This is a genomic window from Streptomyces sp. NPDC048291 (assembly GCF_043201715.1).
GTDB lineage: Bacteria > Actinomycetota > Actinomycetes > Streptomycetales > Streptomycetaceae > Streptomyces.
In genome coordinates, this window is the sequence record NZ_JBICZC010000017.1 from 299,255 (window position 1) to 308,763 (window position 9,509).

Sequence of the window (9,509 nt, forward strand, 5' to 3'; positions counted from 1 at the left end):
GGGCGGATCAGCGGACGGACCGCAGCAGCTCCACCGCCCGGTCGAAGGCCGAGTCGCGTCCCTTTGCGAACTCCTCTTCGGTGAAGACCGGTTCGCTGATCCGTGGCGGGATTCCGGTGCCGTCGAAGGTCGTGCCGGTGCGGGTCAGGTACTCCTCGTTCGGGAGCCAGACCGCCATGCCGTTGGGGAGGGTGCGGGTCATGACGTCGGAGAAGACGCCCTGGGTCGGCTGCCCGATCCGGACCGTGCGGCCCGGGCGGTCGGTCAGGGCCTGGGTGAAGGTCTCGCCGGCGCTGACGGTGGAGCCGCCGGTGAGGACGGCGACCGGGCCGGTGTAGCGGGGCCCGGCGGAGGGGACGACGGGGATCGGCTCGGGGCGGGTGTGCCCGGCCGGGTCGGCCGGGTCGTTGCGGGCGCGCTTGGAGTAGGCGACGTACGGCGTGTCCGTGAGGCGTTCGGCGATGCGGATGCCGAGGGCGTCGGAGCCGCCGCCGTTGACGCGGAGGTCGATGACCAGGCCGCGGAGGGCGCGGGTGCGGGCGGGGGTGAGGACGGTGTCGAGCGCCCGGTCGAGTTCGGCGAGCTGGGCGGTGTACGACGGGTTGTCGCGGTCGTACCCGTCGAAGCTCGCGATCCGGAGGTAGCCGAGGCCCCGCTGCTTCAGGTCGGCGTACGTGATGAGGCCCCCGGCGAAGTCCTGCCGGTGGGTGGCCTGGGCGAGGTCGCGTTCGACGACGAACTTCTTGACCCTGTCGTTGAGTTCCTCGGTGGGAACGACGGTGCCGGGCCTGGGCACGCCGTAGTGGCGGTCGCCGTCCAGGACGAGGATGTGCGCGTCGTGCAGCGGGGTGATCATGCGGCTGAAGATGTCGAAGAGCCGGGCCCGGGAGGTGTCCTTGTGGACGAGCGGCCGGTAGCGGTCGCGTACGGCGTGCCAGTCGATGCCCTTGGCGGCGAAGAAGGGGTAGTTCTCCTCGAACGACTGCCAGAAGACGTCGAAGGCGGTGCGCGGGTCGGTCGCGGACGGGCGGGTGCACGCGGCCGGCAGGGAGCCGATCCGGCGCAGCTGCCGGTGCCCCACCGCGACGTCGACGCCGAAGCGGGCGTGTTCCCCGTCCGGGGCGGGCCGCACGCTGATCACGGCGCCTTCGACGTCGTACGTCCCCGGCTCCGGGGCCGCCGTGGCGAAGTAGCCCTTCAGACAGCTGACGGCGGTCGTCTGGTACTCCTGCGCACCCTGCCCGTCGATGGCGAGCACGGTCCCGTACCCGTCCATGCGCCACAGCCCGGTGGCGGCGGTGGTGGCGGCGGTGGTGGCCGGTGCCGCCGCAGCGGCCGGTACGGCCAGGGCCAGGGCCAGGAGAGCTGCTGTGGTCCCGACGGTGTTGCGCACGATGGCGTCCTTCCCCCTGCACACGAGTGACGTTTCCGTCCTTCACGGTGCCGGACGCCGGCCGGCCGCCACCATCCGGCAGCCGGGTGGGTCGGGGGTGGGGACAGCCTCAGGCCTGCGGCGCGAAGAGCAGGTTGCGGGTGTGCGGCGGCCGGGGTTCGTTCCAGGGCACCAGCGCACCGTCGTGCTCGGCGATCCAGTGGACCTCGTAGCCGAGGGGCTCGAACTCGGCGATGAGGTCGTCGAGGGAGGCGTCGACCAGGGCCTCCATCACCAGGGTCGGCCGGTCCCGCTTCAGCACCTGCCGGGCCCCGTGCAGCACCGACATCTCGTGCCCCTCCACGTCGATCTTGACGAGGTCCAGTTTGGTCTCCGCGAACACCTCGTCGAGGGTGAGCAGCTGGATGCGCTTGTGCTGGGCGTCGGGGGCGCCGCCCTCCAGGGTGGAGCCGGTGGAGAGCAGGTTCCCGGAGAAACGGACGCTGATGTCGGCCCAGCCGGGTTCGCTGGAGACGCCGGCCTGGTGGAGCTTGATGTTCTGGACGCCGTTGGAGCGGACGTTCACCGAGAGCCGGGCGTGGATCTGGTCGACCGGCTCGAAGGAGTGCACCTTCGCCTTCGGGTTGGCGTGCGCGGCGATCATCGAGAAGTAGCCGACGTGGGCGCCGACGTCCGCGATGGTCGAGCTCTGCGCGGCCAGCCGCGACCAGGCGGCGAGCGTGCCGGGTTCGTAGCCGAACGCGCCGTTCCACAGCGTGTCCATGGCCACCGCATCGTCGTTCACGCAGAACATCACAAACGGCGGACAGTACGGCGACTGGATCTCCACGTAGCCCCGGTACGGGAACTTCTTGCGGTGCACGCGGATGATGTCCCCGGTGGCGACCGGCCTGACCGACGGTGCGTGGGCCAGCATGCGGGCGTTGGCGGCTTCGACCTCGGAAATACGCATTGGGCGATGGTAAAGCCAGGGTTAGAGAATGTCACAGGGTTTGAAAATGATCAGTGAGGGAAATTCACAGGTTTCCGCGAGCCGAATTTCCGGAGATTGTTCATCTCGAATTACCTGGAATTAACCCGTCCTTTTACTTGGGCTGCGCCGCGGGAGGTGACGCGGTCGTGGGCTTCGGAGTGACCTCGCCTCGGGAACGGCAGGCCGGGTGCGCGAGGGTCTGTGATCTGTGCTTTGAGGAGTTGCGCGGGGTCGGCTCCGGGAGTGTTCGGCCAGTACCTGGCAGGTGCTAGCCGAAGCCGCCCCAGTCGTCGGACTCGCGCGCTCGGCGATCTTCTTCGCGCCAGGACTCGAAGGTCGCTGGATGTTCGATGCCGAGACCAGCGTTGAGCGGCGGCTTGATCCGGCCGCTCAGCAGGTTGACGAGGAAGTCGGCCATCCCGTGCGGGTAGTCGTGCCAGCCGTGGGAACGAGTACGGACGGCCACGGCCCATCGGTCCGGATCGCCGTCCGCGCAGCGCCAGTAGAAGTCGTCGGCGCTGTCGGTGGAAGCCCACAACAGCACGCCGTCGGTCGGCGGGTAGGTGCGCTCGTAGAGCAGGTGGTCGACGTAGGGGTAGCCGGGGAACGGTGGGGCGACGACGCCCAGCGTCTCGTTGATCGTGCCCATCCCGTAGGCGGCCACGAAGTCCCGATAGTCGCCCGGAAGGCGCCACCCGAACTCCGTGTGCACGCGATCCCAGTCCACCGCGTCGCCGCCGTCCGGCGGTGCAGGCATGAGTTGCAGCAGATGTCCGACGGCTGGACGATCGAGGCCGGTGCCGCATCAGGCGACGTTCGCCCTGCCGGCGACCTCGCGTAGACGTTCGCCAGCGGCGTGCTTGTGCCGCCGGCCGAGCACCCCCGTCGTCATCGATCCCCCGGCGAAACGGCGTTCCGGCCGACGCGCCGACCTCGTGATGCGGTGTCAGCTCAAATGCCGGGTGAAGAACCTCAGCGAGTCGTCCACTTCGAACGACGGCACATCCCCGTGCTTGCCGGTGTTGGCGTGCAGCGTCTTCTCGGATGAGGCCAGCGCGTCGAACAACGCCAGGCTCTGGTCCCGGGGAACCAACTGATCGTCCCACTGGAGCACGAACTGCACCGGTGCAGTGATCCGCGCGGCGTCCTCGGCCAGACCGTGCACGCCGAGCAGGCCCAGCACCGCGGCTCGGATGCGGGGTTCGGCGACGATGAGCGGGATGCCGAGCCCGCAGCCCATCGACATGCCGCAGTAGCCCCCCGGGCCGACGCCGACCTGGTCGAGGCGCTGGACCGCGGTCAGCACGGTCTGCCAATCCGCGACGGCCCGGGGGGCCAGATGGCTGTGCATGTCGGCGACCAGCGCGCCCGGGTCCTCACCGGCGGCCAGGCCGGCCCGCATGTCGGCCGCGATCCGGCCGAACTCCTCGTCCTGGAGCCGGTCGCCGTGGTTGGGTGCGTCGATCGCGACGACCGCGAAACCCTCGGCGGCGTAGCGGCGGGCGCGGGCCACGTTGCCGGGGGCCGTCTTGTGCTGCCTGCCGCCGTGGCCCAGCAGAATCAGGGGACGAGTTCCAGAGGCGTCTTCCGGCGTCCACAGCACGCCGGGGATCTCGTCGAGGACGAAGAACTGCTCGGTGACGCCGTCCGACGACGTCTGGGAGGTGAAGCGCATCAGCGTTTCAAGCCTTTCGGGATGCCTTGTGCGGGCGCTCCCTAGACCATGCAAAGGAGGGAGCCCCGACCTGTCACAGCGTTGATCGGTCTCACCTCCCTGGACTCGCATGCGTGCACGGCGGCGCCGAAAATATCACAGAGACCAACGGCTGCTCCCCGCCGGGCAAACGGTGCCTGATACGGCACCGGTGTGCTCTGCTTGCCCTGGTCGTCACCGTCTCGCGGCGGATCGCGGGACGGTCAGTTCGGCCCAGACGGTCTTGCGGGGGCGAGGTCCCAGGGAGACGCCCCAGCGGTCGGCGAGGGTCTCGACGATCAGCAGTCCGCGACCGTTCTCGTCCTCCCCGGAGGGGAGTTGCAGGCGGGGGCGGCGCTCCTCGCAGGTGTCCGTCACCTCGATGCGGACCGTGTTCCCGACGACGTACATCAGCAGCCGGAAACCACGGCCCGCCGTCCGCCCGTGCGTCGCCGCGTTGGCCGCCAGTTCCGCGACGACGTGCGCCGCGTCCTCCAACGGCAGCCCCCACGACCGAAGTTGCTCGGTCGCCAGCAGCCGCGCCAGCCGGGCTCCTCTGCGCGTGGGTGACAGCAGCACGCCGAAGTTGCGGATCGGGCAGTCGAGGGGGGTGGAGATTTCCTGGTTCACATCACTCAGCGTGGCTGCCTGCGCCTACCGTGAACAGTGACGGAGTCGTTGCGTACAGTCACTGTCCACCGCTTGTCCGGCGCTGTCCGGGCTGTCGGACGCGGTCGTACGGGTAGGGCGTCGTCGAGGCACGGTCGTACGACGGAGGGGTGCGGGATGAGCGTGGACGGCGCGGTCGGGCGGCTCAGGAGCGAGGCGGACGAGCCGGGTTGGGAGGTGGATCCCGATGACGAGTGGGGCGTCGCGGTCATCGCGACCGTCGGGCGGCAGCTGAAGCTGCGGCGGGAGGCGGTGGGGATGCGGGCCGCCGAGTTCGGGGTGGCGGTCGGGTACGGGGAGGACTTGGTCTACAAGATCGAGGGCGGGAAGCGGATTCCCCGGCCGGAGTATCTGGACAGGGCGGACGAGGTGCTGGGGGCGGGTGGGCTGCTCTCGGCGATGAAGGAGGACGTCGGGCGGGTCCGGTACCCCAAGAAGGTGCGTGACCTGGCGCAGTTGGAGGCGAGGGCGGTCGAGCTCCAGCTCTACGACCCGCTCAACATCCACGGGTTGTTGCAGACGCCCGGATACGCCCGCGGGCTGCTCCTGATGCGTCGACCGGCGTACACCGGGGACGAGGTGGAGCGGTTCATCGCCGCGCGCGTGGCCCGTAAAGCCGTCTTTGAGCGGGACCCTGCTCCCGAACTCAGCTTCGTCCTGGAGGAATGGACGCTACGGCGTCCGCTCGGCGGGCGGGCGGTCCTCCGTCAGCAGCTGGAACACCTGTTGGAGGCAGGGCAGTTGCGGAACGTCGAGCTTCAGGTGATGCCGATGGATCGTGAGGAACACGCGGGACTGGCCGGCGGAATCGAGGTGCTGAAGTCCGAGGACGGCTCGGCGGTCGGGCGCTCGCAAGCAGTGGCCAACGGCCGACCGGTGTCCGATCCGAAGCAGCTCCGTATCCTTGAACTGCGGTATGGCATCATCCGGGCCCAGGCACTCACGCCGCGTGAGTCGACGGCCTTCATCGAACAACTGCTGGGGGAGACATGATCCGCAAGACCACGGCCGAGGACGCCTCCGGTCTGACGTGGTTCAAGAGCAGCTACAGCAGCAGTAGTGAAGGCGACTCCTGCGTCGAAGTCGCCACCACCCCCGCCACCGTCCACGTCCGCGACTCCAAGAACACCGCGACCCCGTCCCGCGGCCCCCACCTCGCCTTCCCGCCCGCCACCTGGGCGGCCTTCCTCTCCCACGCGGTCGCCGCCGACGAGTGAGGTACGCCCGCGAGCTGTTCGCGCCGCTGGGGGCGGTGGTGGCCGTGGGCGCGCTGAACGCCACCGGTAGCTGGTCGTTCGCCGATGTCTCGGTCGGGGCGTTTCTGGAGAGCAGGCGGGAGCGGTGGGACAGCCTGTTCGCCGCCGTCTGCTCCCTCTGCGCCTTCGACCGCGACGAGGCCCGGGCAGCCGCCGCAGAGACGGGCTGCTTCCGCGACTACGACCTGTCCGCGCCGCTCCTCGTCCTCTGGTCGGCCGGAGTGACCGGGGTCGAGAGCCTCCACGACCCGTCGGCGTCGGTCGTGCGCCGCATGTGCCGCATGGCGGCCGACCTCCAACTGACCGAGTTCCTGGACATGGTGGTGGCGGTCGCCCTCGACGCCGGTACGGACGCCGCCTCGGGCGCACCCCAGGTGATCGAGATCCTCGCCGCTGCCTGCGCCCTGGCGGACCCGACCGGGAACGTCACCCCGCACGACGTCCACCGCATGTGGCGAGTCGCCCGGTTGCCGTCCGCGCTCCGCCCGGACGGGCCCGTACCGGACCACGTCAGGACAGGTCTCCGGTCGTACGACGGGACGCTGGAGGAGCTGCTCGGCGGCGGCCCGCCGGAGCGCGGATACCGCTACGTCGGTTCTGCCGAACTAGCCGCCACGGCACGGCGGTCCATGGGTCCCGGCACTCGGATCTCCGCCGTGGCCGACTTCGAGTCGTGGGCCGGACGGCAGTCACCGGCGGAGCTGGCGGAGCCGTTCACGTACGTCGTCGGCACCGACGGGCTGCTACGGCTGGCGCCCCGCCGGAGCGAGCACGTGGCCTGCGCGGACGGAGCGGCCGTACTCGGCGCCGGGGAGATCACCTTCGTACGCGAGGCGGGGGAGTGGGCGGTCGGCGAGGTCAGCAACCAGTCGACGGGCTACTGCCCTGACGTCACGTCGTGGCCCGCGGTGGCCCGCGCACTCGACCGTGTTGCGCTGCGCCGCCCCGGTGCCTTCACCCACGAGGTGGTGTTCCGCCGCTGCCCGGCCTGCGCGGAGCACAACATCGTGCGGGAGGCAGACTTCGTCTGCGTCTTCTGCGGTGGCGAACTGCCGCAGGAGTGGAACGTGGACGACGCCGCCCGTCCAGACGCCCGTTCAGACGGCCGCTCAGACGGCCGCTCAGACGGCCGTTCGGACGGCTGGTGAGGTGTCGAAGCGGATCTCCGCCGCCGGAGCCACCGTGACCGACCGCCCCGCGTACTGGATGACCGAGAGGATCCCGTTGTGGTGGGCGACGATCTGCGCGGCCGTCGACTGGGTGCCGGGCGGGCGTTCCGTCGTGGTGTGGCCGTCGGCGGCGAGGACGAGGCCGTAGCCGCCGGAGAGGGTGCTGCGGCCGGTGGAGTCGACGCAGAGTCGGAGGTGAAGCCGGTGACGACGAGACGGCGTGGCGCGTGTCCGGCCAGGACCTTGTCGAGCGTCGTGTCGAGGACGACGTCTCCCGGCCGGGGCGTGAGCGGCGGATGGAAGTCGAGCCGCTCGGCCGGCACGCCGGTGAACCGCTGACGCAGGTGGACGACCGGTACCCCGGCCGCGCGGGCCCGCGCGGCGAGGTCGGCGACCCGCTCCAGGCACGCCTCGCCGTCGTGGGCGTCCTTCAGCATGCGCGCTGCACGTCGATGACGAGCAGTGCGGTGTCCGGCATGTCGTCAGTCCGCCCCCGGAGAAGGCGGGTTACTCCGCCTTGTTCCCGCCACCGCTCGGCGGTTGCTGTTGCGGGCCCTCCTGCCGTACCGCGTCCTTCGCCTTCTTCGCGAGGTCGTCGTCCAGTTTCTTGAACTCGCGGACCACGGTGTCGGACATGTCGGCGAGGGAGTCGATCTGCTTGGTGATGTCCTCGCGGCCGTCGTGCCAGTTGGACTCGAAGTCGTCGAGGGCGTCGTAGACGGTTCCGCTGCCGACGTCGTCCTTGTAGGACTCGAACATCTTCTTGGTGTGGTTGAGGCGTTCCTTGATGGAGCGCAGCTTGCGGCCGTAGTCCTCAAGTTCGCTCAGCGGTATGGCGAGATCGCTCTTGCCTTTGCCCACGTGACCGTCCCCCGTTCGCGCGTCTCGTAGTCTGGGCCGCACCGTATATCAGATCATCGGGGGAGGGGTGGCGTACAGCATGGCCCGCTACATGGAGACGCTCACGATCGAGCGCGGCGGTTTCCGGATCAAGGTGCCGGAGTCGTGGTGGGAGTTCGACGTGCGGCCGGAGTCGCGGGACGACTCGATCCGGCGGATGGTGAACGAGCGCGTCGCCCAGCACCCGGAGCTGGCGCAGTACCGGGACACGTACGTCGGCTTCCTGCGCAAGTCCGCGGCCGACGCGTGGAAGTCGGGCGCGATGTACTGCGGCTGCATGGCGGAGAGCTTCGGCGGCGACACCCCGATCACCGGCTCGGTCACGGTGTCGCTGGTCGGCGGCCGTACGCGCGACGGAGCCCCGCTCTCCAACGACCCCGCCGCCATCGCCGCCCAGCTCGCGCCCAAGGAGGCCCACCGGGAAGGTGACTCCTGGCGCAAGGTGACGACCGTCGACATCCCCGGCGTCGGCCCCGCCGCCCGCACCTACGGCATCGAGGACATCCCGGTCCCCGAGGACAGCCTGGGCCGCACGATCCGCGCGGTCCTCATGCAGACGTTCATCCCGGTCCCCGGCCAGGAGGGCAAGGTCGCCCTGGTCGCCGGCAGCAGCCAGGTCCTCGACCTCGCCGACTCATTCTTCGACATCTTCGACGCGATCACGTCGACGTTCCGGTTCGCGGACTGAGCGAGTGAGCCGACTGAGGGGACCGAGCTTCTCGGCGGTGGGCGCGTGCGTGTCCGGCGCGGTCAGGACATCATCCTGTCCCGCAGGAACCGGGCGCCCTCGGCGGAGCCGGCCATGGGCAGGTCCCCGGCGGTGATCAGACCGACCTGGGCGAGCACGGCTGCCTGGTCCCAGTAGATCCGCTCGCTTGCCATCAGGCCGTCTCGGAACTTCACGACCACCACCAGCGCCACATCCACGGTACGTCCGGTCGCGGCCAGCCCCGGCAGCAGGAACGGGATCTCCTGATCGTGCGTCATCCGCATGACGATCTCCTCGACGAGGAAATCGCCGCCCACCGACCGGTCCGCCGTCTCCACGGTGGTGTTCTGCGGAATGCCGGGAATGAAGACGTCGCGGTAGTAATCCCGAAGGTGGTCCTTGCCGAAGCCGCCGCTCATCGTCGGCAGATGCATCACGCTCGCGTCATCGACCATGGTGGACACCGCCAGGTCGGCGTCCCTGACGACGAACTCGTACTCCGTGTGCTGCTCCCACAGCGCGACCATGTCCTCTTGGCTCATGCCGTCGTCTCCTTCCGAGATCTGTCCCGGCCGGCCAACGAGCGCCACCGGGGCCAGGATGCGGTTCTGCCGCCTGTCTTCACCTCGAACGGCCGTTCCTAGTAAGTTCGCGTGTGCACAGGTTTGTTGACGGGGCGTACGCGACGGGGGTTGCGGGATCATGGCGGGGTACCGACCGGCGGACTGGCAGCCACTCGATCTCGAC

Annotated in this window: 12 protein-coding genes and 1 pseudogene; 5 read left to right on the plus strand and 8 right to left on the minus strand. The window is 69.8% G+C overall.

Annotated elements, in window-relative coordinates; genetic code table 11:
• Positions 1–7 precede the first annotated feature (7 nt).
• The 5 genes from ACGF5O_RS40750 to ACGF5O_RS40770 form a co-directional block, all read right to left on the minus strand.
• The gene (locus tag ACGF5O_RS40750; protein WP_393814970.1) at positions 8–1,393 is read right to left on the minus strand and encodes a S41 family peptidase; all 1,386 of its coding nucleotides are present in this window, start codon (positions 1,391–1,393) and stop codon (positions 8–10) included.
• A 109-nt stretch (positions 1,394–1,502) separates the two neighbouring features.
• Positions 1,503–2,345, minus strand: coding sequence for an FkbM family methyltransferase (locus tag ACGF5O_RS40755; RefSeq protein WP_393814971.1), 843 nt, complete (start codon positions 2,343–2,345; stop codon positions 1,503–1,505).
• Positions 2,346–2,634: 289 nt separating this feature from the next.
• A complete protein-coding gene (locus tag ACGF5O_RS40760; RefSeq protein ID WP_393814972.1) occupies positions 2,635–3,123 on the minus strand; it encodes a hypothetical protein in 489 nt (162 codons plus the stop codon).
• Between the two features lie 189 nt (positions 3,124–3,312).
• The gene (locus ACGF5O_RS40765) at positions 3,313–4,041 is read right to left on the minus strand and encodes a dienelactone hydrolase family protein (protein WP_393814973.1); all 729 of its coding nucleotides are present in this window, start codon (positions 4,039–4,041) and stop codon (positions 3,313–3,315) included.
• Between the two features lie 213 nt (positions 4,042–4,254).
• Complete coding sequence (locus ACGF5O_RS40770) at positions 4,255–4,689, minus strand: ATP-binding protein (RefSeq protein WP_393814974.1); 435 nt, start codon at positions 4,687–4,689, stop codon at positions 4,255–4,257.
• A 156-nt stretch (positions 4,690–4,845) separates the two neighbouring features.
• Here ACGF5O_RS40770 and ACGF5O_RS40775 point away from each other — a divergent pair, with 156 nt between their 5' ends.
• From ACGF5O_RS40775 to ACGF5O_RS40790, 4 genes are all read left to right on the plus strand, one after another.
• The gene (locus ACGF5O_RS40775) at positions 4,846–5,721 is read left to right on the plus strand and encodes a helix-turn-helix domain-containing protein (protein ID WP_393814975.1); all 876 of its coding nucleotides are present in this window, start codon (positions 4,846–4,848) and stop codon (positions 5,719–5,721) included.
• Positions 5,718–5,945: a DUF397 domain-containing protein gene (locus ACGF5O_RS40780; RefSeq protein ID WP_393814976.1), complete on the plus strand. Its 228-nt coding sequence runs from the start codon at positions 5,718–5,720 to the stop codon at positions 5,943–5,945. Before ACGF5O_RS40775 ends, ACGF5O_RS40780 begins: the two co-directional genes overlap by 4 nt.
• A gap of 668 nt (positions 5,946–6,613) precedes the next feature.
• Complete coding sequence (locus tag ACGF5O_RS40785; RefSeq protein WP_393814991.1) at positions 6,614–7,132, plus strand: hypothetical protein; 519 nt, start codon at positions 6,614–6,616, stop codon at positions 7,130–7,132.
• Positions 7,133–7,166: 34 nt separating this feature from the next.
• Positions 7,167–7,301 carry a hypothetical protein gene (locus tag ACGF5O_RS40790; RefSeq protein WP_393814977.1) on the plus strand — a complete coding sequence of 45 codons (135 nt, stop codon included), beginning with the start codon at positions 7,167–7,169 and terminating at the stop codon, positions 7,299–7,301.
• Positions 7,302–7,353: 52 nt separating this feature from the next.
• On the opposite strand, the pseudogene ACGF5O_RS40795 reads toward ACGF5O_RS40790, so the two are convergent.
• Positions 7,354–7,590: pseudogene (locus ACGF5O_RS40795) on the minus strand (isochorismatase family protein); the annotation flags it as partial.
• A 70-nt stretch (positions 7,591–7,660) separates the two neighbouring features.
• Entirely contained in the window at positions 7,661–8,014 is a 354-nt protein-coding gene (locus tag ACGF5O_RS40800; RefSeq protein ID WP_393814978.1) for a hypothetical protein, read from the minus strand.
• 79 nt (positions 8,015–8,093) lie between these two features.
• On the opposite strand from ACGF5O_RS40800, the gene ACGF5O_RS40805 reads away from it, so the two are divergent.
• Entirely contained in the window at positions 8,094–8,741 is a 648-nt protein-coding gene (locus ACGF5O_RS40805; protein WP_393814992.1) for a hypothetical protein, read from the plus strand.
• A 62-nt stretch (positions 8,742–8,803) separates the two neighbouring features.
• Here ACGF5O_RS40805 and ACGF5O_RS40810 read toward each other — a convergent pair whose 3' ends face one another.
• Entirely contained in the window at positions 8,804–9,304 is a 501-nt protein-coding gene (locus tag ACGF5O_RS40810) for a nuclear transport factor 2 family protein (protein ID WP_393814979.1), read from the minus strand.
• Positions 9,305–9,509 lie beyond the last annotated feature (205 nt).